The following is a 25,284-nucleotide window of genomic DNA, read 5'->3' on the forward strand; positions in this document are numbered from 1 at the left end:
CGCCACCATAAGGAAATGAAACCTAACACAAACTCAAACAAGAGACAGTGACCCTAATATTGGACTAATTGGTCCAATAATTTCTGAACGAAGTTTACCAAAGAAGGAAGCAGCAATGGCTGATAAAAAACTGTTCTCCGGCATCAAAGCTGGTGCAATCGAGCTGAAAAACCGCGTTGTCATGGCACCACTGACCCGCAACCGGGCAAGAGCCGAAGATGACAGCGTCCATGAATTGCAGACCAAGTACTACGTGCAACGGGCGGGTGCTGGATTGATCATCACGGAAGCTTCGCAAATCTCGCCCCAAGGCAAAGGCTATGCCTGGACACCTGGCATTTATTCCGAAGCACAGATCGACGGCTGGAGAAAAGTGACTGAGGCCGTCCATGCTGAGGGCGGCAAGATCGTGATCCAGCTTTGGCATGTGGGCCGGATTTCGCATACCAGCTTACAGCCGGATGGTGGTGCCCCTGTTGCGCCATCTGCGATCGGCGCTAAGGCCAAGACCTTTGATGGTGAGCAGTTCGTCGAAACATCCGAGCCGCGGGCTCTGGCTGTCGAAGAAATTGCTGGCATCGTTGCCGACTACCGGAGGGCCGCAGAAAACGCCAAGGAGGCCGGTTTCGACGGTGTCGAGGTCCATGCAGCCAACGGATACCTTATCGATCAGTTCCTGAGGGACGAGTCCAACAAGCGTGAAGACGAATACGGCGGTCCTGTCGAGAACAGAGCACGGTTTCTGAAAGAGGTCATGGACGCAGTTGCTGACGTGTGGGGCGCCGACCGCGTTGGTGTCCGCCTCAGCCCGTTCTCGGACGCCAACAACATCTCCGACAGCGACCCGCAGGCGACATTCACTCATGCGGTCAAATTGCTGAATGGCTATGGGCTGGCCTATCTCCATCTTGTGGAGGGGCAGACCGGCGGCCCCCGCGAAATTCCGGAAGGTGGCGATCTGAAGATGCTCTATGAGTTGTTTGACGGTGCGAAAATGGGCAACAACGCTTATGACCGAGACATGGCGATTGAAGCGGTTGAAACCGGAGCCGTCGATCTGGTGGCCTTTGGCCGGCCGTTTATTTCCAACCCTGATCTTGTCAACCGGTTGGAGAAAGGCGCCGCTCTGAATGAGCTCGATCCAACCACGCTCTACGGCGGCAATGAAAAAGGGTACACCGACTACCCGGCACTGGAAGAGGAAGCTGTTGCTGCAGAGTGATACATCGCTCTTAACTCTGTAGTGACAAGCAATACCAAGCAAAGTGAGCGCGTCGGTTTGGACGCGCTCACTTGGCAATTACAGAAATATCCATTCTCGAAGCGAGGATCTATCACAAGCCCTCGAAAGAACTGCTTCCCTATGATCAGGGTCGAATATTTCCAATAAGAATTTACTCTTGATTGAGAAACGCCCGGCTTTAGTTGAAGAAGATGTTTGGTGACTACCATCAATTGAGCGCGTTTCTCAAACCGCGCAATGTTATGGGCAAATCGTGCAAATTTATGCGCAAAAGTCTTCAATTTTTGTGAGTAAAATCAATGGCGGCGATGCAGCGTTATGAGAACACCTACAATTTTTATGGGTGCGTGCCAATTTGCTGTGTCAGAACCCCTGCGCCGCGTTTGCACGTGATACGTCTCGGAACTGCGCGGTTTTGGCCCGCGACTGATCTCCATGTGTTTTGACCGGTTATTCTGACGCGGAGGTCTGCGCGACGTAGTCTGCTATCGCAGCGCGGCTGCCATGTCTCCAGATCTTGGTCAGCCAAAAAGAAAAGGCCTGACCAAAGCGGGTATCACGGCCAATCTCGCCGTAATACTGATCCTGCTCGATCCACAGTTTCGGATCATCTCTGGACGCCAGCGCGATGTGCTGAAGAGCGTCCCAATGGGGGTCGTTTGGCGCAATTTCAGACCCATCCTCGCGCCTGCCTGCACACATCCGGCACCAGAATGCCTCGGCCAGGGCCAGCCCGCTGGGGGCAGGGTCCGAGGCAACCGCGTCACGCAGCGAAGGCAGCAAGAAACCGGGATGCCGTGAGGATCCGTCAAACGCGACGCGGCGCGTGGTGTCATGGATGGCGGTGTTTGCAAATCGCTTTTCGACCAGATCAAGATATTCACTTGGTTTAGCGCCGGGGACAGCAGCGACATGCGGGAGGATTTCTTCTGCCTGAACTTTAGCGAAAAACGCCAGGATATCAGAGTCCTGCATGCATCGTGAAATCGTCGGGACGTTCAGGATTTCTCCGACATTCGCAAGCAGCTGATGACCGCCGTTCAAAATACGCAGTTTCATCGTCTCATAGCTATGAACATCGTGGGTCAGTGTGACACCGACTTGTTCGAGCGGCGGACGCCCTGCGCAAAAATTGTCCTCGATCACCCATTGGCGAAAGTTTTCATGTGAGACAGGGACGCGGTCATCGATTCCAAGTCCGTGGCATTGCGAAACAACCTGCTCTGTCGTAGCGGGTACAATGCAATCCACCATCGAATTGGGAAATGCGCCATATTGGTCGATCCATGTGGCTAGATTCGGGTCAGACATACGCGCCAAACCAACAATGCAGTTTCGCAGGATCACCCCGTTGCCCTGAAGGTTGTCGCAGCTGAGTGTGGTAAAGGGTTTCAAACCCTCCTTCTTGCGCTGTCGAAGAGCTGCAACAATGGCGCCAAACGCGGTTCGCGGCTGGTCTGGATGGGCGGCATCGTATCGAATGTCTTCGTGATCGGCGTTGAACGCGCCGGTATTGGCGTCCAGAAAATAGCCGCCCTCGGTCACTGTAAGCGACACAATCCGGATGGACGGATCGGCCATCTGCCGGATCAGCGTCGCATTGCCCTCTTCGATTGGCAGGTAGTCGATCATGGCTCCGACAATTTCGGCGGATATTCCCTTTGGGTCCAGCTCGATCAGTGTTGTCAGACAGTCCTGCGCCAGCAACCTCTCTCGCATTTCGGCATCATAGCTGCGGACACCGGCCCCGATGATCGCCCAGTCCAGTGCTTGGCCCTGTTGCATCAACTGGTGGATATACCAGGCCTGATGCGCGCGGTGAAAATTGCCCAACCCGATATGGACGATGCCGGGTTTCAGGTCTGTGGGCAGGTAATTCGGTGTCCTGACAGTCGCAGGCATATCTGCAAGGCTGTCGCGCCGCAGCCGCACCGGGGGATTTGCGTTTGCCAGAGGATCCATCAGCTCATCCAGTTCCCGCCGTCGACATTATAGGTTTGCGCGACGATATACTGCGCCTCGTCTGAGGCCAGAAACACGGCCATTCCGGTCAGGTCTTCGGCACGGCCCATCCGTCCGTGCGGCACCGCTGCGGCTACTTCGCGTTTCTTCTGCCCGGGCTCTTTGCCCTCATGCTTTGCAAAAAAGGCGTCCACACCATCCCAGTGTTCGCCATCGACAACCCCCGGAGCAATGGCATTTACGTTGATGCCGTGTTGGATCAGGTTCAGCCCTGCAGATTGGGTAAGCGAAATGATAGCGGCTTTGCTTGCGCAATAGACGGCGACCAGAGGCTCGCCCCGTCGTCCGGCTTGCGATGCCATGTTGATGATCCGGCCTTTGGTCCCGTGTTCGATCATGTGGCGCGCGACGGCCTGCATCGTGAACAAGGCGCCCGAGACATTGATGTCAAAGACGCGGTTATAGTCGGTGCGCTCGATTTCGATGATGGGTGCTGCGGTAAAGATGGCAGCGTTATTGATCAGAATGTCGATGGGACCGAAATGTGAAGCCGTCTTTGCCACCGCGGCATCGATGCTCTGCTGGTTGGTCACATCCATCTCGATAGCCAAAGCGGCCTCACCGATTTCGGCGGCCGCGGCTTGCACGCGCGCGCCGTCAATGTCGGCCAACGCGACACGGGCCCCTTCGGCAACATAGGCTTTGGCAAAGGCCAGTCCGATGCCACGCGCGGCCCCGGTAATCAGGGCGGTTTTACCGACCAGACGTGTCATTCGATCCGCAGGCCCTTTGCGTCAAACCGATGGATCACATCCGCGCGTGGCGTCAGATAGATACGGTCGCCGTGGTTGAAGCCAACTTCACCCCCCGCTCGTACGGTGATCGTGTCCGCAAGGCCGGTTTCGTGAATGTGGAAGAACGTGTCCGAGCCCAGATGTTCGGAAACCCCAACCACCCCCGACCAGGTGCCGGAGCTGTCGGATACTTCCAGATGCTCGGGGCGGACCCCGATCGTATGGGCGTCATGTTTCGCGGCTTCTTCGCCCGCGATGAAGTTCATTTTGGGTGAGCCGATAAAGCCCGCGACAAACAGGTTTCGCGGAGTCTTATACAGCTCGAGCGGGCTGCCCACCTGTTCGATCACACCGGCCTGCAGCACGACGATCTTGTCGGCCATCGTCATCGCCTCGACCTGGTCGTGGGTCACATAGATCATCGTGGTTGCAAGACGCTTATGCAGCTCGCTGATTTCGAGCCGCATTCCAACGCGCAAGGCGGCGTCGAGGTTCGAGAGTGGCTCGTCAAACAGAAACGCCGCAGGCTCACGTACGATGGCGCGGCCAATGGCAACGCGCTGGCGTTGACCGCCGGACAGTTGGCCCGGTCTGCGATCCAGGTAATCGGTCAGGTTCAGAACATCAGCAGCGCCTTCTACGCGGCGGTCAATCTCGGCCTGGTCCAGCTTGGCCATGCGTAGCGGGAACGCGATGTTCTTGCGCACCGTCATATGCGGGTACAGCGCGTAGGACTGGAACACCATCGCCAGACCGCGCTTTGCGGGCGGCACATCGGTGGCATCCGCCCCGTCAATGTCGATATTGCCCGAGGTGATATCCTCCAGCCCGGCAATCAGCCGCAACAAGGTGGACTTGCCGCAGCCCGAGGGGCCGACGAAGACAGTGAACTCGCCATCTTGAATGGTCAGGTCCAGCGGCGGAATGACTTCAACGTCGCCAAATTTCTTGGTCACGGATTTGAGTTGAATGCGTCCCATGCGGAGTTTTCCTTATTTCACGGCGCCGAAGGTCAGGCCGCGGACAAGTTGTTTCTGGCTGAACCAGCCAAGGATCAGGATTGGTGCGATTGCCATGGTCGATGCCGCGCTGAGTTTGGCAAAGAACAGGCCCTCGGGGCTGGAATAGCTGGCGATGAAGGCCGTCAGCGGTGCCGCGTCGACTGCGGTCAGGTTGAGGGTCCAGAACGCCTCGTTCCAGGCGAGGATAAAGTTCAACAGGATGGTCGAGGCGATACCGGGCACCGCCATGGGCGTCAGCACATAGAGGATTTCCTCTTTCAGCGTTGCCCCGTCCATGCGGGCGGCTTCAAGGATCTCGCCGGGGATTTCGCGGAAATAGGTGTACAGCATCCAGACAATGATCGGCAGGTTGATCAGCATCAGAACCACAACCAGACCCGCGCGGCTGTCCAAAAGCCCAAGCCGGATGAACAGCAGGTAGATTGGGTATAGAACACCGACCGCAGGCAGCATCTTGGTGGACAGCATCCACAGCAGGATGTCTTTGGTGCGTTTTGACGGCACAAAGGCCATCGCCCAGGCGGCGGGCACCGCGATGATCACGCCCAATATGGTCGAACCACCCGCGATGATGACCGAATTCCACAGGAACCGCATATAGTCCGAGCGTTCCTGAACGATGGCATAGTTTTCCAGCGTCCAGTCAAAGTTCAGAAACAGCGGCGGGCTGGCGATGGCCTGTGCTTCGGTTTTGAAGCTGGTCAGGATGGTCCAGAGGATCGGGAAAAAGATCAGCAGCCCAACGGCCCATGCCAGGGCGGTGTTAAGCGACTTGCGACGGGGTGTAACTGAGCGGCTCATATCGTTACCTCCTCACGCGTCCAGGTTCTTGCCGACGATGCGCATCAGGAAGATCGCAACGATATTGGCAAGGATGATTGCATAGACACCTCCGGCTGATCCAAGGCCGACGTTCTGGCCCTCTAGCACGCGCTGGAAGATCAGGTAGGTGAGTGTACGGGTGCCGAAGGCGCCGCCGGTGGTTACGAAGATTTCGGCGAAGATTGACAGCAGGAAAATGGTCTGGATCAGGATCACGATGGTAATCGCGCGGCTTAGATGCGGCAGGATGATATGGTAAAAGCGCTTGAGCGGTGGCGCGCCGTCCATTTCTGCGGCCTCCAACTGTTCACTGTCCAGCGACTGGATCGCAGTCAGCAAGATCAGCGTCGCAAACGGCAGCCATTGCCACGATACGATCATGATGATTGACGTCATCGACGCCTCGGATAGCCAGGAAACTGGCTCAGCCCCGAAAAAGCGCCACAAATGGGCCAGCAGGCCATTGACCGGGTCCATGAACATGTTCTTCCAGACCAATGCGGAAACGGTCGGCATCACAAAGAACGGTGCGATCACTAGGATGCGGACAACGCCTTGGCCCCACATCGGCTGATCCAGCAGCATTGCCAGAAGGATGCCCAGAACGACCGTGATGGCAAGCACGCCGCCGACGATCATCAGCGTGGCCTGAACCGCGGGCCAGAAGGAACTGGAGGAGACGAACCGGACGTAGTTGTCCAAGCCGACCCATCCCAGATCACCGCCGCGCAGGGGCAGGTATTTCTTGAAGGAAAAATACAGCGTCATCGTCAGAGGCACGAGCATCCAGCCAAGAAGCAGGATCACTGCAGGTGCCATCATCAGGCGTGCAACTGATCGGGAATGTTGAGTAGCCATGACGCAAAACCTCTCTGTTCAGGCATAGCTCAGCCTGCGAGAAAAACGCGAGTTGTGGAAGGGTGAAGCGGGGGACAGACCTCTGTCCACCCGCTGGGAAGGAGGCCTTAGTAGCCTGCGGCTTCCATTTCTTCGGCAGTGAAGGCTTGCGCTTTGGCAAGAGCTTCTTCTACCGTTTGCTGCCCGGCATAAACTGCCGAGAACTCCTGGCTCACCTGCGTGGCGATACCTGCGAATTCCGGGATCGCTGCAAACTGAATACCAACGTAAGGCACTGGCTTTACAGTCGGATTGTTCGGATCAGCCGACAGGATCGAGTCCAATGTCATCTTGGCGAACGGAACCGCCTGATAATCCGGATTTTCGTACAGCGACGTACGTGCGCCCGGAGGCACGTTGGCCCAGCCTTCGTTTTCGGCTACGAGTTCGATGTAGTCTTTGGATGTCGCCCACTCGATGAACTGTTTGGCCGAGTCTGCCTGTTCCGTACCAGCCGGTATTGCCAGAGCCCACGCCCACAACCAATTCGAGCGCTTGCCAAGCCCAGTGTCGGGTGCAAGTGCAAAGCCAACGCTATCCGCGACTGTCGAGTCTGTCGGGTTGGTCACGAAAGAAGCCGCGACCGTTGCGTCGATCCACATGCCGCATTTGCCCTGCTGGAACAACGACAGGTTTTCGTTAAATCCGTTAGTGGCGTAACCTGCGGGGCCGGACTCGTTCATCATACCTACGTAGAAGTTCAACGTGTCAGCCCATTCAGGCTGATCGAACTGCGGCTTCCAATCTTCATCAAACCAGCGCGCACCAAAGGAATTGGACATCGCTGTGATGAAAGCACCGCCTTCGCCCCAACCGGCCTTGCCGCGCAGGCAGATACCGTTGATATCGGCGTCGCGATCGGTCATCGCAGCAGCCGCTTCGCGGATGAACTCCCAAGTCGGAGCATCCGGCATTTCCATACCCGCTTTTTCCATCAGGTCAGTGCGATACATGATCATCGAGCTTTCGCCGTAGAACGGAGCCGCGTAGAGCGTTCCATCATGGCTAAGGCCGCCTGACATGGCGGGCAGGATGTCACCTACGTCGTATTCATCCGACAGCCCGTCTAGGGGAACCAACCAGCCGTTCGCGCCCCAGATCGGCGTCTCGTACATACCGATGGTCATGATGTCGAATTGGCCACCTTTGGTGGTGATATCCGTTGTCACGCGCTGGCGCAGCACGTTTTCTTCCAACGTAACCCACTCGACATCGATGCCGGTCGCTTCGGTGAATTTATCGGTATAGCCCTGCATCCGGATCATGTCGCCGTTGTTCACGGTCGCTATTGTTAAGGTATCCGCTTGGGCTGCTGCCGTGGCGACGAAAGTCATTGCTGTCGCCGCACGAAGTGCGTTCTTGAGATACATCCTTGTCCTCCCTGAGCTTGGATGTTGTTTGGACAGGGTAAGGGGAAAATTGTCGCGGCGTCAATAAAAACTTTACGCGCGTTAATTTTTGATCATGCGGAGTCTCGCAAAACAAGTCGTGCAGGAAACAGTGTTTCCGTCCTCTCGTTAAATTTCCCTCCATTTTCAATGAGTTCAAAGAGAGTTTCGACGCTGCGCCCCGCTACATTGTCGTAGTCATGGGCGGCCGTTGTCAAAGACGGGCAGGTAAACCTTGAGAAGGGATGGTCATCGTTTGAAGCGACCCGCAACGCGCAGTCTTTCTTGCGACCGACCCGAATCCCTTGTTCGTAACATGCCGAAAGAAACCCGATTGCCAGGCGGTCGTTGCTGCATAAAACCGAATCCGTTTTCAGCTCTTGCCGCTCCAGAACTCCGGCGGCTCCATGTTTGCCAATCTCTTCAAATGCCCAACCCTGGCCGTCGATACTAATGACATGTGGTTCAAAGCCGAGCTGTTCCATCACTTCAATATAGGCGTGGCGCCGCTTATTAGCATTGGGGTTCGCTGGCGTTCGCATCTCAAAAAATGACGGCGGTTCGCCGGTGCGGGTCATGTATTCGACGGTTTGTGAGACGAAACTGAAATTGTCCGACCCGATAAAGGCCGCGCCCAGGCCTTCGAGATTACTGTCAAACAGGACGGTCGGCACATTGGCGCAAAACTTCTCGATCGCTGACCGATCCGAGGTGCGCCCCAAGGGCGCCAGCAGCACTCCAGCAGGCTTCATGGATTTCAACCCGTCGAGAATTTCGATTTCCAGCTTGGGATCACCATGCGAGCTGAACAGCGACGGGCGATACCCCGCAGCAATACAGCTTTGTTCCAGATAGCGCGCGATTTCGGCAAAGAACGGATCGGCAAGATAGGGAACCACGATGCCGATATTCTTGGTCAGCTTTCGGTTCTGGTTCACCGCATAGATGTTGGGGCGATAGTCGAAGCGCTCAAGCGCCTCTTCGATGCGGAGCCGTGTTGTGGGTCGAACGCTGTCCGGATCCTGAAAATACTTCGATACGGTGGGCCGAGAGATGCCGCTGAGGGCCGCAAACTCTTCCATGTTCCTGATCTTCGTCATGCCAGTCTGTTCGTCCACCTTGATCTTATCATAATTTTACATATTCTTTGCGCGCGCAAAAAAAATCAATAGCCTGGCCGGTGATATCGGAATTATGCAAGGCAAGGGGTGTGAATGTATCTTGGGATCGACATCGGAACGTCAGCGGTCAAACTCCTCTGCGCGGATGCCGGCCGAATTCTTGCGACCTCGTCAGTCGGCATCGGGACGTCGTCGCCACAGCCCGGCTGGTCCGAGCAGAACCCGGAGATTTGGTGGCAGGCGACGCGCGATGCGTTGGGCCTGCTTGCTGGCGAAATCTCCCTGTCGGATGTGAAAGCAGTCGGATTGTCGGGGCAGATGCACGGGGCCGTGCTGTTGGACCGCGACCAATGCCCTATCCGTCCGGCGATTCTGTGGAATGACAGCCGCGCGGTCAGCGAATGCGACGACATTCGCGGGGCACAGCCGCAAGTTGGTCACATCGCAGGCGTCTTGCCTTTGCCCGGCTTTACGGCCCCCAAGATTGCCTGGCTGAAACGGCACGAGCCTGACAATTATGCGCGTCTTGCCCATATCCTGCTGCCCAAGGACTATGTCGGGTTCCGCCTGCATGGTGAGCTGGCGACGGATACCTCAGACGCTGCCGGGACGATGTGGCTGGATCAGGCCGCGCGTCGTTGGGATGCCAGACTGGCCGAAGCGACGGATGTTGCGGTGGATTGGCTGCCGCAGGTCTTCGACGGCCACACTGTTGTTGGCGCAGTGACAGCGCAAGCTGCAGCTGAGACCGGATTGAACTCCGGCGTGCCTGTCGTGGCCGGGGGAGGGGATGCGGCAACCGGTGCGGTGTCATTGGGCGCAACTGAACCTGGACGTGGGTTTATCTCGTTGGGGACATCCGGTCAGTTGTTTGTTGCGGATCGTAAATACAAGCCCAACCCCGAACGCTATGTCCATGCGTTTGCGCATACATTGCCCGACCGCTGGTATCAAATGGCGGCGATGCTGAACGGGGCAAGGCCCATTTCGTGGATTGGTGATCAGCTGGGGCTGTCCGCTGCCGAGGTTGTCGGGCTTGCTGAAACCGTCAGCGGTGATCGCGTGCCCATTTTCCTGCCCTATCTGACAGGTGAGCGCAGCCCCCTGGGGGACCCGCATATTCGAGCCTGTTTCTTTGGCCTTGAGGACGCTACAACGCGTGCCGAGATCTGCCGCTCGGTGGTCGAGGCAATCGCCTTTTGTTTTGCTGATGCGGCACAGAGTTTTGGCGACACCATTGACAGTTTGCCAGAGCTTGCAGCGATTGGCGGGGGCAGTCGATCTGATCTGTTGCTGGGTCTGATTTCAGCTGTAACCGAGAAGCCCATAGTGCGTTCAGTGGGGGCGGAGTCCGGCCCGGCCTATGGCGCCGCCCGGCTGGCGGCCTGTGCTGAGGGTGCGCTGACCATAGCTGATCTGGCCGAGCAACCTGCGACGACGGACAGGTTCGAGCCTGTAGAAATGCATGCGTTATTTGAACGCCTGGGGCGGTTTCGGCGGCTTTATACTGCCGTTAGCACCGTGGACTGATCGCCCTCTCAGCTAAGGTCTTTGAACATGAAGGTTGTTGGTTCCAGCCGATCATTTTCCGGGCTGCGGCAGTAGTTCGGAATCTCTCCGGCAATTTCAAACCCAAGGCTTTGATAGAGGAGGAGCGACGGGTCCGTGCTGCGCGTGTCCAGCACCAAAAGGGACCGCCCCAGTTCGCGTGCCCGCGCCTCAACCGCCGCCATAAGCGCCCGCCCAATGCCCCGCCGTCGCGCGCGGGGATGAACAAGCAGCTTGGACACGTCGGCGCGATGCGTTTGGTTGGGTATCGCGGCAGGCACCAGCTGTGCGGTGCCGACAATCCGTTCGCCATCACGATAGACGAATATCTCGGCCGCGCCGGACTGGATGTTTGGCCAGACATGGGACTGCCAATAGCGCAGCGCGTCACCCGACGGAAATGGCTGAATGAACCCGATACTCGCCCCGTCATGCACGCAGGCGTGCAGTATCTCTGTCAGATCGTTCAGGGCTTGGTTCAGATCATTGGCCGCCAGTCGTAAGATCATATCAGCACCATCAGGTACCGAGCACCTCGGTCGGCTTGGGTTTCGAACCGTGTCGGGCCAGACAGGTGATAGCGCAGGCAATCCCCGCTCGTCAGATGATGCGCGGTTCCATCCACGGTCAGGGTCAGGCCACCGTCCAGCATGATCAGGTGATGCTCCTGCCCGTGTTTTGGCGGCGTGTCATAGGTGATCACAACGCCTGGGGGCAGATGGCCTTCCATGACCTCTCCGCCAAGACCCACGGCCGGAGGGGAGACGGATCGGCGGGTAAAGCCGGTTTCGGGGTCGCGCCATTCGGGTTGGTTTTCGAAGGGAACGCGGGGGGCGAAACTGTCCTCGACCATCATCAATAGACGCGACATCGGCAGCCCATAGGCCGCACATAACCGGCCCAGAGTTTCCGCGGTGGGGCTGACATCCCCCTTTTCCAAGCGCGACAGAGAGGCCCGGCTGACACCGCTGTGTTCCGCCAACTGATCCAGCGACCATCTCCGCGTTTGGCGAAGTTGATTCAGGTGGTTTGCAAGGCGGTCGGATAGGATATCAGGCATAGCTCGTATATGGGAATCATTTTCGTATATGAGATTATTGACTGGAAAACATAACTTCACAATAGAAAAAGGGCGCAGAAAACTGCGCCCTTCTGCTCGATAGAATGAAAGATTACTTCCAGCCGGCCTCGTTAAAGATCTTCTGTGCCTCGGGGATGTTTTTGGCGACCTCGGACAGGTTGATCTCGTCGGCTTTGAACTCACCCAGCGCTGCCACGTTATCCGCAAGGGCGACGCCTTCGACCGCCGGGAATTCGTCATTGCCGTTCGAGAAATAGACCTGCGCCTGATCGCTGGCGAGGTATTCTAGGAACTTGATCGCGTTGTCCTTGTTCGGGGCATTTGCGGCCACGCCGGCACCGGACAGGTTCATGTGCGCGCCTTCGGCTTCTTGCGCCGGGAACTGGACGCCGATCATGTCAATCTCAGCGCTCAGGCCTTTGACGTCTTTACGCATTGCACGGGCAAAGTAGTAGGAGTTCGAAACGGCGATCTCGCATTCACCCGAAACAATGCCGCGCAGCTGGTCAGTGTCGCCGCCTTGCGGTTCGCGCGCCATGTTCGCGACCATGCCTTCGGCCCAGGTCTTGGCGGTTTCCGCGCCGTGGTTTGTGATGATCGAGGCCAGCAGGGTCTGGTTATAGGTGTTGCTGGACGACCGGATGCAGACCAAACCTTTGTATTCGGGCTTGGCCAGATCCAGATAAGACGCGGGCGGGTTGGTCACATCGACCTTGTCAAAGAAGATGATCCGTGCGCGCTGCGAAAAGCCATACCACTGGTTGTCTTCGTCTTGCAGGTTAGCGGGGATACGTTCTTCCAGAACTGCGCTTTCGACCGGCTGCAGGATACCCGCGTTCTTGGCACGCGCCAGACGCGAGGTATCAACGGTCAGCAAGATATCTGCGGGTGAGTTCGCGCCCTCGGCTTCCATCCGGGCAATCAGCTCGTCCGCTTTGCCTTCGATGCGGTTGATGGTTATACCGGTGGCCTCTTCGAAATCGGAATAGAGGCGTTCGTCAGTGTCGTAGTGGCGCGAAGAATAAAGGTTCAGTTCGCCCTCGGCAGCGGCAGAGGTCGCGATCAGGGCCGTCAGGGCGGCGGCAACGCAGGTAGAGGATTTCAGCATCATGTGTCCCAACATTGAAAATCGGCGCGGGTAATAACCCGACTGAAATGGTCAATTAAACGATTCTCAGAGGGATGCAAGAAATTCCGACAAAATTAGTTGGTCAAATCACCGCCAACATGTCGCCGGCCCCGACCAAGTGGTACAGCACAGCGGGGCCTGAGGGTCGGCAAAGCCCATCCTGGCTACGCCGTCATGGCTGGCCTAGTCGTGTTGATTTAAGAACTGAAAGATCGAGAGATGCTGCTTAGCGCTTTCTCTGTCTTTTTTCAGGTTCAGTCGGAGACGGGTCCGGGACAGGTGCGGGGGCCGGCTCAGGGTCTGGATCGTCGGTCAACACCGGTTCTTTTTTCAGCATGACCTGTGTGACAGCTTCCATATATTTCTGCAGCAAGACCGGCGGATCGGCCGGGGCCAGTTTGATGGTCAGCCTGCTTGCGCCTTCTTGGCTGTACGCATAGCGCGAGGAATAGCTGGCATTGACTTGCGCTGCGACAGGGCCCCAACCACCTTTGACCGAAGCGCTGCCCGCTTTTTCGGTTTGCTTGGTCATTGAGATCGCCATTTTGACCTCAATTTCGGCTTCTTGCACCGCGTAGAATGCGGGTAGAAAGCCCATGGAAACCAAACTGAATTCTTTGGGGGGGCCATTGGGGTTGGACAGGTCCGGAAGCTGGATCTTCTGATCGGCCATATATTTGGCGACATCTGTAGAATGTCGATCCAACTCGGTCTGCGACTCGGCAACGGAAAGCGCAAGCTTTTGAACCATTTCCGCAAACGGGACGTTTAGCAGTTCCTGCCCGATACTCATTTCCAATCTCCTCTGTTAATTCAGTCTTTCTCAATAATTTGCGTGGCGGTCCGCCTCCTGACGGAAAAAGTGACTTTGGATGCGTTCTGGCTGATCGCCTGCTTTCGGGCATTCGTCGCGATTTGGGCTTTGGTGCCGTCCTGACCCAACCCAACAACCGCTTCGACTTTGACGTTGTCGATGGTGAAATCACTGCTGCCATCAGACCCGGCGAGGATCTGTTCACCCAGGGCTTGCGAGAATTCCTGCGCGTTGACGACCTGTGTGTCAGGATCGTCCGCTCCCATTGTCGCGCGGCCCTCGGCCATCGGGTTCATCACCGGGTTACCCGCGCCCATCAACATGCCGCCGCTGCCTTCTTCCAGATCGTCGATCCGTTCTTGCAGGTCGTTGATCGTCTCGAGCAGCGCGACTTCGCGCGCCTCCATTGCCGTCATGCGGTTTTCAAGTGACTGAAGCAGAGTGGTGAATGCCTCGGGCATCTCGGTGACGCGGACATCTATGGGCGCTCTTTTGGGGGCTTTGACTTTCTTAGTTGCCATCATTGCCATCCAAAGATCTGCTCTCATCTACGGGACCGGGCGCGAAACGCATTCGCATCGTGGACGCGCTTTTGGAATCGAGCGTGTCTGTCTGAGTCAGCTTCGGGCCAAAAATAAAGGTGCCAATCCTGCTGCGTTGGCCTTCTTCGGTGGAACTGCTCATCTCCATGACAACCTTCAGTTCCACATCGACATCCTGCATGTGATAAAAGACCGGCGGGATGCCAAGATCGCGCAGTTCCTGGGGATAGTTCTTCAGCGCTTTCAGCTGATCAATGCTAAGCTGTTCGGCCGCCTGGGCCACACTGCGGCCTATATCGGCTACCATGTCGGTCAGAGTTGTTCCGAATATCTTGTCCAGATCATCGTTGGCCAATCCGACCTCCCGTCATAAAATCACGGAAAGCGTAGCACGAGATCGTCCTATCACAACGTTGAATCTCAGAACCGAACTTTCTGAGCGAATTCCTGCAGTTCCGTCCGCATTACATCTGGTTGAAATGCCGGACAAAAAAAACCGCACCCGAAGGCGCGGTTCTTTGAATTCAGTATGTGCAGTTCTTAGCCCTGACGAGCTTTGAACCGACGCTGCGTCTTGTTGATCACGTAGACGCGGCCTTTGCGACGCACAACCCGGCAATCACGGTGCCGGTTCTTGAGCGAGCGGAGCGAGTTCTTGACCTTCATGGGTCTGTCTCCAATCTGCGGCGCCTTCATCAAGGACGTGGCCAGCGCCTGGGTTTGCGGGTGCCCCGGAAATCCGAAGCAGTGAGTTCATGGTGGGCGGTACAAGGATCGAACTTGTGACCCCTTCGATGTCAACGAAGTGCTCTACCGCTGAGCTAACCGCCCATGAAACCGTCGCGTGGCCAACCCCATAACGAAATGGGGCGCGGAACCCCGCGCCGGTAGCGGGGTCTATAAAAGGAGTCGCAAAAGGGTTCAAGGGGTTTGGTAGAACTATTTTCCGGTCTATGTTTGGTGCGAACAAGGAGTCGCCATGCAAAACGCTGCTTACCTACTGGATATGCCTGCCAAGCGCACGTCCTGTGTGGTTTTTTCCTCTCCGCATAGCGGTCGAAACTATCCAAATGGGCTGATGAAGCGGTCGGTTCTCAGCCAAGATGTGATTCGTTCTTCCGAGGATGCTTTTGTGGATCAGTTGTTTTCATCAGCGGCGGACCATGGTGCGCCACTGATTTCGGCGATGATGCCACGCGCCTATGTCGATCTGAACCGCAGCGCAGAAGAGCTGGATCCAGCCCTTATTCAGGGCGCGCGCCGCCAAGGTCATAACCCGCGGGTAGCGTCCGGGCTTGGGGTGATTCCGCGTGTGGTCGCCAATGGTCGAGAAATCTATCGCGGTAAGCTGACCATGGATGAGGCGCGTCTGCGAATCGATACCTGTTGGCGCCCCTATCATGCCCGGATCAAATCGTTGCTGGCAGAATCGCATCAGGAATTCGGGCAGGCGATTCTGATCGACTGTCATTCGATGCCGCACGAAGCCGTGGCCCTTGCGTCCACAGTCAATTCCAGACGTCCCGAGATCGTGCTAGGGGATCGGTTCGGTGCCTCTGCAGCGCCAGAGGTCGTCGAACAGATAGAGGCCGCTTTCGTCTCGGCGGGTCTGAGCGTGGCCCGAAATACGCCGTTTGCCGGGGCCTATGTGACCCAGACCTATGGACGCCCCAGCCGCCACCAGCATGCTGTACAGATCGAGATCGACAGATCCCTGTATATGGATGAAAGCAGGATCGAGCCGAATGACAATTTCGCTGCCTTCAAAGAGACCCTGGGCGAAATCATCATGGATATTGCGCGGATCGGGCCTGAGCCGCTGCAGCTTGCAGCCGAATAACCTCAGCGCAGGGCACGTCCTTTGACGATGGCATCCGTCCCAAAGCGGCGGCGAATCTCATCCGTGGCGCGTTCGGCCTGCGATCTGCGCGAGGCATCCGGATCCAGCAGATCCCCTGAAATATCCGCCTGATCCTCGGGGCACAGATCCGACAGGCCACACCCCAACAGCCGATAGGGGCCCTGATCACCAACCTGATCGAACAGCGCCCTTGCTGTGCGATAGATCCGATCGGCGATCTGCGTGGCATCGCGAAGAGAAACGCGTCGCGTAATGAGTTTGTGATTGGCCCGTTTCAGCTTGAGCGTCACAACCCGCCCCGCCAGTTCTTTGGCTTTGGCCCGGTCCGAGACTTTTTCGGCCATCCGCCAAAGGTGCCCATCCAGAATGTCGGCATTGGCCGTATCTTCAAAAAAGGTCGTTTCGTTGCTGATGGACTTCATCGGTTCATGTGCCGAAACCCGGCGCTTGTCCTGACCGCGGGCCAGATGCCACAGCCGGTAGCCCATGGAGCCAAACCGCGCGGTCAGATCCTCTTGATCCCAGCGCAGTAGGTCCGAGAACAAGCGTATGCCTGCACGGTCCAGCGATTCCTGCGCCGCAGGGCCTATGCCCCAGATCAGGCGCACGGGCTTGTCGTTCAGAAACGCGGATGTCTCTTCCTTGCCGATCACCGAAAATCCGCGCGGCTTGTCCAGATCGGATGCGACCTTGGCCAGAAACTTGTTATGTGACAGCCCGATTGACCCGGTCAGTCCCAGTTCATCCTTCATCCGCTTGACCAGCCGCGCCAGCATCACGGCGGGAGGCGCACCGTGCAGACGTTGCGTGCCGGATAGGTCCATGAACGCTTCGTCCAGGGAAAGCGGTTCAACAATCGGCGTCAGCTCGTCCATCATCGACCTGATTTGGCGCGAAGCCTCGGCATAGACCGACATGCGCGGTTTGATCACGACAGCGTCGGGGCATAGTTGCAACGCCTTGAACATCGGCATTGCCGAACGGACGCCGCGAATCCGGGCGACATAACAAGCCGTAGACACAACACCGCGCTTGCCGCCCCCGATAATGACGGGTTTGTCGGCCAGCTCCGGATTGTCCCGTTTTTCGACAGAGGCGTAGAAGGCATCGCAATCCATATGTGCGATGGACAGGTCAAACAATTCAGGATGCGTTTTGACGCGCGGGCTGCCGCAGTCCGGGCAGCGGCGTTCCTTCGTCAGTTCTGTCAGGCAATCTCGGCAGAGGCCGGGCATTTTCTTTTCCCGTCTTCCATGCGGTCCGTAAGGTTCGGTGACTATATCATTCGCATGCCACGGGCAAAACCCGCACAGTGAGGGTAGGAACCAGATCTGCCAAAAGAAGGCCCCCCGCAAAGTGGCGGGGGGAGGTGACGGACCTCAGGAAGAGATGGTCCGCGGGGAGTATCACCTACTTAGAATCTCTCAAAATCGAATTTTTCGATAGAACCCAGTTCACACAGTGGAAACTCGTGTTTTGCATGTGTGTTTTGGGGCACAGGGACGATTTGGCGCGGATCGGGCGAAAAGTGACCTTAGGTCAACTGTTTGCGGGTTATTCTTGCAATAATTTTGCCTGATTTAGCCGGATTGCCCTAGTGTCGGGATAAGGAATTTAACTCTGCAAGCACCGCTTCTGCGGCGGCTTTAGGGTCTTGCGCCTGATAGATTGGGCGTCCCACTACGATGTGATCAGCGCCGTCACCGATGGCAGTTGCCGGGGTTGCGACCCGTTTCTGATCACCCAACGCGGCACCGGCGGGCCGAACGCCGGGTGTCACGATCAAGCGGTTTTCGGCTTGGGGCAGGGCACGGATCAGCGCGGCCTCTTGCGGGCTTGCGATGACGCCATCGGCACCCGCCTCCAACGCTTTGGCAGCGCGTTCGACAACCAGGTCCTGGACATCGCCTGCTTTCAGCAGGCTGGCATCCAGATCATCCCGGTTCAACGAGGTCAGGATGGTTACGGCCAGGATCTTGAGGTCTTTGCCAGACGCACCCTCTTTGGCGGCCCGCACCACGTGCGGGTCACCATGTACGGTCAGGAAATCCAAATCGAACTGTGCCAGACCGCGCACCGCATTTTCCACCGTATTGCCAATGTCGAACAGTTTCATGTCCAGAAAGATGCGCTTGCCCTGATCCTGCTTTAACTCGTTCGCCAGGGCTAGCCCGCCCCCTGTCAGCATTCCCAGACCGATCTTGTAGAATGAGACACTGTCCCCCAGCCGCTCGGCCAAGGCCAGACCGTCCAGGGCGTTGGGGACATCAAGGGCTACAATCAGGCGGTCATCGGACATTGGGGGCTCCTTTTTGGCAAACGTCTGCGTCCTAACGGTTTCGTGCGCATCTGTCCATGCGCGCCTTGCGTGATTCAGATCACGGCAGAGGTTTCCGACTGTGCTATTATCGCGTTGTGCAACTGGGACGGAATTCGGAATGAGACAGTTTACGAAACCCACTATCGCAATCTGCGCGGGGCTGATGCTGGCCGGGTGTCAGGACATGGCGCTGGAAAAAGAGGCTGCTGATACAGTCCTGAGGTCTCCGACAAACGACAACCTCCGGCTGATTGGCGGTTATCGTTCGATGGATGATGACTGTCAGGTTACGGGGGAATCCGCCTTTACCGTGGATTTTCTGGATGACGCCGCCGATCTGGTTTCCTGCCCGACGGGCAGCGATGCGGCGCAATCGCTTGTCGATATGTACGGTGCGCGTTCTGTCGCGAAAACTGGGGGGTATACAGTTTATTCTGTGCCGCGTCGGTAGGTTGGATTCTGTTGGCAGACCCCTTGAACCGGGCAAGATATTTCCCAGATTGAATGTGAGGCCCAGACCGACGCGCGCTGCCAGGCGGGCGCGTCAAAACCGGGCGCTTAGAGAAGGAGCAAAATATGGACTTGAACAAGTTCACCGAGCGGGCACGAGGTTTCGTGCAGGCAGCGCAAACGATTGCGATGCGCGAGGGGCACCAGAGGTTGACCCCTGAACATATACTCAAAGCCTTGATGGACGATGATCAGGGGCTGGCCAGCAATCTGATCACCCGCGCAGGCGGAGCGCCCAGCCGTGTCGTTAACGCACTGGATGCGTCCATGGCCAAAATTCCAAAGGTCAGCGGCGATGGGGGCCAGGTTTATCTGGATGGTCAGACCGCCAAAGTTCTGGATGAAGCTGAAAAGATCGCCACCAAGGCAGGCGATAGTTTCGTGCCGGTTGAACGTATTCTGATGGCGCTGTGCATGGTGAAATCCAAAGCCAAGGATGCTTTGGAAGATGGCGCGGTGACGGCGCAGAAACTGAACGAAGCCATCAATGACATCCGCAAAGGGCGCACCGCTGACACCGCCTCGGCAGAAGAGGGCTATGATGCGCTCAAGAAATACGCGCGTGACCTGACCGAAGCGGCGGCTGAGGGCAAGATCGACCCGATTATCGGGCGGGATGAGGAAATCCGCCGCTCGATGCAGGTTCTGTCGCGCCGCACCAAGAACAACCCCGTTCTGATCGGCGAGCCCGGCGTGGGTAAAACAGCGATTGCCGAAGGTATGGCCCTGCGCATCATCAATGGGGATGTGCCGGAATCGCTAAAGGATAAAAAACTGCTCGCGCTCGACATGGGTGCGCTGATCGCAGGTGCGAAATACCGTGGTGAATTCGAAGAACGCCTCAAGGCGGTTTTGACCGAAGTGACCGAAGCCGCCGGTGAAATCATCTTGTTCATTGATGAGATGCACACGCTGGTTGGCGCGGGCAAATCCGACGGCGCGATGGATGCTGCCAACCTGATCAAGCCTGCGCTTGCCCGGGGTGAGCTGCATTGTATCGGTGCCACCACGCTGGATGAGTATCGCAAATACGTGGAAAAAGACGCGGCTTTGGCGCGCCGGTTCCAGCCGGTTGTGGTTCAGGAACCGACTGTCGAGGACACGATCAGCATCCTGCGCGGTATCAAGGAAAAGTACGAGTTGCACCATGGTGTGCGTATCTCTGACTCGGCTTTGGTGTCGGCAGCGACCCTGTCGCATCGCTACATCACTGATCGCTTCCTGCCCGATAAAGCTATCGACCTTGTCGATGAAGCGTCGGCTCGCTTGCGGATGGAAGTGGACAGCAAGCCCGAAGAACTCGATCAGCTGGATCGCCAGATCCTGCAGATGCAGATCGAGGAACAGGCGCTGAAGCTTGAGGATGATGCGGCCTCGAAGGATCGTCTGGAAACCTTGCAAAAGGATCTGGCCGATCTGCAGGAGCAATCCGCCGAGATGACTGCACAGTGGCAAGCCGAACGTGACAAGCTGGCTGGTGCGCGCGATCTGAAGGAACAGCTCGACAAGGCACGGGCCGATCTGGAAATCGCCAAACGCGAAGGCAACCTCGCCAAGGCAGGTGAGCTGTCCTATGGCGTCATCCCCGAGCTTGAGAAGAAGCTGACCGAGGCCGAAAACGCCGAAAGCAGCCAGATGATGGCCGAGGAGACGGTGCGCCCCGAACAGATCGCAAGCGTTGTCGAACGCTGGACGGGAATCCCGACCTCGAAGATGCTGGAAGGCGAGCGCGAAAAGCTGCTGCGGATGGAAGACGATCTGCATTCACGCGTGATCGGTCAGGATGCGGCGGTCACTGCTGTTTCAAATGCCGTGCGCCGTGCGCGGGCCGGTCTGAATGACGAAGGCCGCCCGCTGGGCTCGTTCCTGTTCCTCGGGCCGACCGGCGTGGGGAAAACCGAGCTGACCAAGGCGGTGGCGAACTTCCTGTTCGACGACGACAACGCGATGGTGCGCATCGACATGTCCGAGTTCATGGAGAAACACGCGGTTGCCCGTCTGATCGGTGCGCCTCCGGGCTATGTCGGCTATGACGAAGGCGGCGTGCTGACCGAAGCCGTGCGGCGCAGGCCCTATCAGGTTGTGCTGTTCGATGAGGTCGAAAAGGCGCATCCGGATGTGTTCAACGTGCTGTTGCAGGTTCTGGATGATGGCGTTCTGACCGATGGTCAGGGCCGTACCGTGGACTTCAAGCAGACGTTGATCATCCTGACGTCGAACCTCGGCTCTCAGGCGCTGAGCCAGTTGCCCGAAGGTGCGGACAGCGCGCAAGCCAAGCGTGATGTGATGGACGCGGTCCGGGCGCATTTCCGGCCCGAGTTCCTGAACCGTCTGGACGAGACGATCATCTTTGACCGGCTCAAGCGGGAAGATATGGATGGCATTGTCGATATCCAAATGGCACGCCTGCAAAAACGTCTGGCTGCGCGGAAGATCGAGCTGGTTCTGGACGACGGGGCTAAGGAATGGCTGGCCAACGAGGGCTATGACCCGGTTTTCGGTGCTCGCCCGCTGAAACGCGTGATCCAACGCGCCTTGCAGAACCCGCTGGCCGAGGCGCTGCTGGCGGGTGAGATCAAGGATGGCGAGTCTATTCCGGTCACCGCCGGGGCCGAGGGCCTGATCATAGGCGATCGGCTGGGCACGTCTGAGCGACCACGACCGGATGATGCCGTGGTGCATTGAACCTAAACTGATTGTTGAATGGACCCGCTTGACTGGTGGGTCCATTCTTGAATTTACCCGCGTTTTTTTGCGACTAACCCCCGGCTTGTCCGAGAGGGTGGGCCAGATGGGAAAGAATAGACCGTTTCGCAATCAAAACCTGCTTCATCTAGCAGCTCTAAGATCTCCGCGCGCTGAAACGTTCTATGTCGCCATTGCAACCAGATGATGGCGTTACACCAATGTGGCTTTGATACCACCAAAAACAGGCGACCACCCGGGCGCAGCAGTCTGTGAATGTCTTGCAATGCTTGGGACGGATCTGCGCAATGTTCAATCACATGGGCCGCAAGAGCTACGCCTACGGGGTCTAGATTGACATTGCCTAGCACCCCTTGGGCTAGTTCTGGTTCGACCCCCCGCGCCCGCAGAGCCTTTTGGCCTTGCCTGATCATCCCCGCGCTGGGTTCAAGTAAGGTTATCCTGGCCGGTTTTCCGTGGACCGCTACCCAGGCCTCGGCGAAGGACGCAGTGCCAGCCCCAATATCGACCACATGTGTCACGTCGTTAGCGACAGGCAATCCCGAGGTCAGGAATTCTAGGTAGCCATCATAGTACCCAAGCGCGCGCATCTTGTCCCGCCACCGGGGCGCGGCTGTATCGTAACGATGCGTGATTTCGGCAATGGGTTTGGGCATCGGTCCGTGCTTTGAAGGTATGTTGCATCACTAGTGCATCGTGGCTTTAGACCAACGCGAATATCCGTGCCGGACCTCCGGTGCCGCCAGCATGTTTCGGTGCGCCGATGACCAGCGTGGCCCCCGCGGCCGGAACCCGATCCAGGCCCGCAAGGCATTCGATGCCAAACCGACCCGAGGGCAGCCAGGCATAGTGGGTGGCGAAATCAGCAGACATGCCGTGATCCAGCGACAGGGTATCCACCGCAATCGACCGCGCGCCGGTGTCTTCCATTAACATCTGCGCCGCTTCGACGTGAAACCCGGGATAGTGCTGCGCCTCACCGTCGAAATTGCGGAACCCGTCCGTGGCGGTCTTGCCGGACCAACCGGAATGCATCGCCACGCAAGCGCCGTCGGGGATGTCTCCGTTGGCCGCAATCCACGCCTTCAGATCGTCCGGGGTAACGCGGGTGTCGGCGTCTTCGGCGGCGCGGGCGGCGATATTGACGACACAAAGCGGCGCGACCAGATCGGTCACCGGGATCTCATCAACCGACATGCCATCTGCGGAGAAATGCAGGGGCGCATCTATATGCGTGCCGGTATGTTCGTTGATCGACAGATTGAACAGGTTAAAGCCGTGATCCGCGAAGTTGAACGCCTGTTCGGCGGAAATGCCCGGCTCCCCTCCCCAGGTGGGGAAGTCTGGGCTGAGCGTATGGGTCATGTCCTCGACCCCGCCATGACCTGCCGCCAACGCTGCCGGGGCAATCGCTCCGGTGGTTGCTGCCGCAACGCCCGTGGCCGCAGCGGCCTTGAAGAAATTTCGCCGCGACAGCATCCTGTCTTTGACGGCATTCATAACGCAGATGTCACACATTCTTCTTCTCCCACTGGTGGATTTCAATCGTTGGATGGGTCGTCCATCTTTTCCCTTGTTGGTAATACCTGCGGCCCAGCCTGCATTTTTGAGGCCTGCGTTGTAAAGGTGGTGACCACAGGTGGTGCCGCGACAACAGCCTCACCCCCCCCCTGATACGTTACAAACTGGTCGCTCAATCGTGAGGCCTGTTTCCTTGGCTCTGTGCTATCAGCGGACTACCTCACCTCAGAGGATGTATGAAGACGGAGACTTAGATGGCGCATCGCTGGACCAACACATTGACACATGCCGACGTCACCCCCCGGGCGGCGTTTCTGAACCGGCGCCAGATGATGGCCGGGATGGCGGGTGTCGGATTGGCAGGGCTGGCGCAGGGGGCAGCCGCGCAAGAGGCGCTGGAGCCGAATACCTGGGAAGAGATCACCGGTTATAACAATTATTACGAGTTTGGTACGCGGAAAGAAGATCCTGCAAAATACGCCTATACTCTTGTTACTGAGCCGTGGAGCATCAAGATTGACGGTCTGGTGGACAAGCCCGGCGATTACAATTTCAAGGACATTCTGTCCGAAATGACCGTCGAAGAACGGATATACCGGTTTCGCTGTGTCGAGGCATGGTCGATGGTGATCCCTTGGAACGGGTTTGAACTGGCCGACCTGCTGAACATGGCCGGTGTTCAGGAAGGCGCCAAATACGTGGCCTTTGAAACCGCTTATCGTCCAGATGAAATGCCGGGTGTTCAGTATCCGGTTCTGGACTGGCCGTACCGTGAAGGTCTTCGGCTGGACGAAGCAATGCACCCGCTGACCCTGATGGCCACTGGTATTTATGGCCGGCCGATCCCGAACCAGAACGGCGCACCGTTGCGTCTGGTGGTTCCGTGGAAATACGGGTTCAAATCCATCAAGTCGATCGTGCGCATTACGGTGTCAGATGTTGAGCCGCCGACAAGCTGGAACATGGCCGGTCCGCGCGAATATGGTTTCTATAGTAACGTGAACCCCAACGTGGATCACCCGCGCTGGTCGCAGGCCTCGGAGCGTCAAATCGGCGGTGGGCTGTTTGCCAAGCGCATCCCGACGCTCATGTTCAATGGCTACGAGGACGAGGTCGCCGGGCTTTACGAAGGCATGGATCTGTCCAAGCATTATTGAGAGTATGAGCGCGCTGAACCAGATATTCCGTCGGATCCCTGTTTGGGCCGTCTATTTGCTGGGGGTCCTGCCGGCACCCTGGCTGTTCTATCAAGGGCTGACCGGAGGTTTGGGTGCCGACCCGATTGAGGCTCTTGAGCATAAGTACGGCAAACTGGCATTGCAGTTTTTGATTGTTGTTCTGGCTATATCGCCCCTGCGCAGGTTTGTCGGCGTGAACCTGATCAAGTTCAGGCGGGCGCTGGGCGTTTTGACATTTATATATATCAGTCTGCATCTTTTGGTTTGGCTGGTATTGGATGTGCAGGCCCCCGGGCAGATCTGGGCGGACATCCTGAAGCGCCCCTATATAACTGTGGGTATGGCGGCATTTGTTCTGACGCTGCCACTGGCCGTGACGTCGAACAACTTTTCAGTACGGCAGCTTGGCCCGGGCTGGCGCGCGCTTCAGCGTTTGGTCTATCCGGCAGCAGTTCTGGGGGGCGTGCATTATGTAATGCAGGCCAAAGGATTTCAGATCGAACCCTTGATCTATTTGTCCGTGATTTTGGCTTTGCTTGCTTTGCGCCTACCGATCTCGACCCTGATGAGCCGATTCCGAGGTGCGATTCCGCCCGACTCGGCCTGAGTCTGCCAGCAAGCCTGTGCGAAACACAATTTTCCGTACGCATCTTGGCGGTTGGTCGCCGTATTTGGGCGCGGTTCTATTTGTAAGCATTTGTTTTATTTCAGTAAATAATTGTTTTGAAGATTTTCGAGAGTTTCGGGAATTTTCTGCTTGCGGTGTATGTTTGTAATGCTTAGAACCCCCTTCACCGGCGCTGCTGAGGCGCTTGTGACACACTG

The 25,284-nt window shown here is 57.3% G+C and carries 25 protein-coding genes and 1 tRNA gene; 7 read left to right on the forward strand and 19 right to left on the reverse strand.

Annotation, left to right across the window (positions count from 1 at the left end; genetic code table 11):
• Positions 1–115 precede the first annotated feature (115 nt).
• On the forward strand, positions 116–1,222 hold the full coding sequence (locus AC2FH9_RS16705) for an alkene reductase (RefSeq protein ID WP_496872292.1): 1,107 nt from the start codon (positions 116–118) through the stop codon (positions 1,220–1,222).
• 471 nt (positions 1,223–1,693) lie between these two features.
• On the opposite strand, the gene AC2FH9_RS16710 is transcribed toward AC2FH9_RS16705, so the two are convergent.
• The 7 genes from AC2FH9_RS16710 to AC2FH9_RS16740 all read right to left on the reverse strand — a co-directional run bounded on the left by AC2FH9_RS16710 (position 1,694) and on the right by AC2FH9_RS16740 (position 9,228).
• A complete protein-coding gene (locus AC2FH9_RS16710) occupies positions 1,694–3,205 on the reverse strand; it encodes a mannitol dehydrogenase family protein (protein WP_496872293.1) in 1,512 nt (503 codons plus the stop codon).
• Positions 3,205–3,978: an L-iditol 2-dehydrogenase gene (locus AC2FH9_RS16715; protein WP_496694124.1), complete on the reverse strand. Its 774-nt coding sequence runs from the start codon at positions 3,976–3,978 to the stop codon at positions 3,205–3,207. Before AC2FH9_RS16715 ends, AC2FH9_RS16710 begins: the two co-directional genes overlap by 1 nt.
• On the reverse strand, positions 3,975–4,979 hold the full coding sequence (locus AC2FH9_RS16720) for an ABC transporter ATP-binding protein (protein WP_142639543.1): 1,005 nt from the start codon (positions 4,977–4,979) through the stop codon (positions 3,975–3,977). The genes AC2FH9_RS16715 and AC2FH9_RS16720 overlap by 4 nt, the downstream gene beginning before the upstream one ends.
• A gap of 12 nt (positions 4,980–4,991) precedes the next feature.
• Positions 4,992–5,822 (reverse strand): carbohydrate ABC transporter permease, encoded by an 831-nt coding sequence (locus AC2FH9_RS16725; protein WP_142639541.1) that lies wholly within the window; start codon positions 5,820–5,822, stop codon positions 4,992–4,994.
• A gap of 12 nt (positions 5,823–5,834) precedes the next feature.
• Positions 5,835–6,701, reverse strand: coding sequence for a carbohydrate ABC transporter permease (locus AC2FH9_RS16730; RefSeq protein ID WP_142639539.1), 867 nt, complete (start codon positions 6,699–6,701; stop codon positions 5,835–5,837).
• Between the two features lie 107 nt (positions 6,702–6,808).
• Complete coding sequence (locus AC2FH9_RS16735; protein WP_271951885.1) at positions 6,809–8,110, reverse strand: ABC transporter substrate-binding protein; 1,302 nt, start codon at positions 8,108–8,110, stop codon at positions 6,809–6,811.
• Between the two features lie 92 nt (positions 8,111–8,202).
• Positions 8,203–9,228, reverse strand: a complete 1,026-nt coding sequence (locus tag AC2FH9_RS16740; RefSeq protein WP_271951883.1) for a LacI family DNA-binding transcriptional regulator — start codon at positions 9,226–9,228, stop codon at positions 8,203–8,205.
• A gap of 114 nt (positions 9,229–9,342) precedes the next feature.
• Here AC2FH9_RS16740 and xylB point away from each other — a divergent pair, with 114 nt between their 5' ends.
• Positions 9,343–10,779: a xylulokinase gene (gene xylB, locus AC2FH9_RS16745; RefSeq protein ID WP_496872295.1), complete on the forward strand. Its 1,437-nt coding sequence runs from the start codon at positions 9,343–9,345 to the stop codon at positions 10,777–10,779.
• 8 nt (positions 10,780–10,787) lie between these two features.
• On the opposite strand, the gene AC2FH9_RS16750 is transcribed toward xylB, so the two are convergent.
• From AC2FH9_RS16750 to AC2FH9_RS16785, 8 genes are all read right to left on the reverse strand, one after another.
• Positions 10,788–11,306, reverse strand: a complete 519-nt coding sequence (locus AC2FH9_RS16750) for a GNAT family N-acetyltransferase (protein WP_496697472.1) — start codon at positions 11,304–11,306, stop codon at positions 10,788–10,790.
• Positions 11,303–11,857, reverse strand: coding sequence for a helix-turn-helix domain-containing protein (locus tag AC2FH9_RS16755; RefSeq protein WP_496750450.1), 555 nt, complete (start codon positions 11,855–11,857; stop codon positions 11,303–11,305). The genes AC2FH9_RS16750 and AC2FH9_RS16755 overlap by 4 nt, the downstream gene beginning before the upstream one ends.
• A 112-nt stretch (positions 11,858–11,969) precedes the next feature.
• A complete protein-coding gene (locus AC2FH9_RS16760) occupies positions 11,970–12,986 on the reverse strand; it encodes a Fe(3+) ABC transporter substrate-binding protein (protein ID WP_496750449.1) in 1,017 nt (338 codons plus the stop codon).
• A gap of 247 nt (positions 12,987–13,233) precedes the next feature.
• On the reverse strand, positions 13,234–13,800 hold the full coding sequence (locus AC2FH9_RS16765) for a hypothetical protein (protein ID WP_282022427.1): 567 nt from the start codon (positions 13,798–13,800) through the stop codon (positions 13,234–13,236).
• A gap of 20 nt (positions 13,801–13,820) precedes the next feature.
• Complete coding sequence (locus AC2FH9_RS16770) at positions 13,821–14,342, reverse strand: hypothetical protein (protein ID WP_496750447.1); 522 nt, start codon at positions 14,340–14,342, stop codon at positions 13,821–13,823.
• Entirely contained in the window at positions 14,332–14,718 is a 387-nt protein-coding gene (locus AC2FH9_RS16775) for a hypothetical protein (protein ID WP_271951870.1), read from the reverse strand. Before AC2FH9_RS16775 ends, AC2FH9_RS16770 begins: the two co-directional genes overlap by 11 nt.
• A gap of 185 nt (positions 14,719–14,903) precedes the next feature.
• On the reverse strand, positions 14,904–15,029 hold the full coding sequence (gene ykgO / locus AC2FH9_RS16780) for a type B 50S ribosomal protein L36 (protein ID WP_008562923.1): 126 nt from the start codon (positions 15,027–15,029) through the stop codon (positions 14,904–14,906).
• Between the two features lie 90 nt (positions 15,030–15,119).
• Positions 15,120–15,194, reverse strand: a tRNA-Val gene (locus AC2FH9_RS16785).
• A gap of 148 nt (positions 15,195–15,342) precedes the next feature.
• Here AC2FH9_RS16785 and AC2FH9_RS16790 point away from each other — a divergent pair.
• Positions 15,343–16,203, forward strand: coding sequence for an N-formylglutamate amidohydrolase (locus AC2FH9_RS16790; protein ID WP_282022428.1), 861 nt, complete (start codon positions 15,343–15,345; stop codon positions 16,201–16,203).
• Positions 16,204–16,205: 2 nt separating this feature from the next.
• On the opposite strand, the gene AC2FH9_RS16795 is transcribed toward AC2FH9_RS16790, so the two are convergent.
• Together AC2FH9_RS16795 and pyrF are read right to left on the reverse strand one after the other, a co-directional pair.
• Positions 16,206–17,459, reverse strand: coding sequence for a DNA polymerase IV (locus AC2FH9_RS16795; protein WP_496872300.1), 1,254 nt, complete (start codon positions 17,457–17,459; stop codon positions 16,206–16,208).
• Positions 17,460–17,818: 359 nt separating this feature from the next.
• Positions 17,819–18,523, reverse strand: coding sequence for an orotidine-5'-phosphate decarboxylase (gene pyrF, locus AC2FH9_RS16800; RefSeq protein WP_496872301.1), 705 nt, complete (start codon positions 18,521–18,523; stop codon positions 17,819–17,821).
• Positions 18,524–18,662: 139 nt separating this feature from the next.
• On the opposite strand from pyrF, the gene AC2FH9_RS16805 reads away from it, so the two are divergent.
• Both AC2FH9_RS16805 and clpB read left to right on the forward strand, forming a co-directional pair.
• Complete coding sequence (locus AC2FH9_RS16805; protein WP_142639515.1) at positions 18,663–18,995, forward strand: hypothetical protein; 333 nt, start codon at positions 18,663–18,665, stop codon at positions 18,993–18,995.
• Positions 18,996–19,120: 125 nt separating this feature from the next.
• Entirely contained in the window at positions 19,121–21,739 is a 2,619-nt protein-coding gene (gene clpB / locus AC2FH9_RS16810; protein WP_496872304.1) for an ATP-dependent chaperone ClpB, read from the forward strand.
• Positions 21,740–21,792: 53 nt separating this feature from the next.
• Here the strand turns inward: clpB and AC2FH9_RS16815 are convergent, their stop codons facing one another.
• Entirely contained in the window at positions 21,793–22,416 is a 624-nt protein-coding gene (locus AC2FH9_RS16815; RefSeq protein ID WP_496872307.1) for a class I SAM-dependent methyltransferase, read from the reverse strand.
• Between the two features lie 46 nt (positions 22,417–22,462).
• Positions 22,463–23,278: a cyclase family protein gene (locus tag AC2FH9_RS16820; RefSeq protein ID WP_496794470.1), complete on the reverse strand. Its 816-nt coding sequence runs from the start codon at positions 23,276–23,278 to the stop codon at positions 22,463–22,465.
• 257 nt (positions 23,279–23,535) lie between these two features.
• Between AC2FH9_RS16820 and msrP the strand changes: the two genes are divergently transcribed.
• On the forward strand, positions 23,536–24,438 hold the full coding sequence (gene msrP, locus AC2FH9_RS16825) for a protein-methionine-sulfoxide reductase catalytic subunit MsrP (RefSeq protein WP_282027853.1): 903 nt from the start codon (positions 23,536–23,538) through the stop codon (positions 24,436–24,438).
• Between the two features lie 4 nt (positions 24,439–24,442).
• A complete protein-coding gene (gene msrQ / locus AC2FH9_RS16830) occupies positions 24,443–25,066 on the forward strand; it encodes a protein-methionine-sulfoxide reductase heme-binding subunit MsrQ (RefSeq protein ID WP_271951856.1) in 624 nt (207 codons plus the stop codon).
• Positions 25,067–25,284: the final 218 nt, after the last annotated feature.

This window comes from Ruegeria sp. CDSC081 (assembly GCF_059610485.1).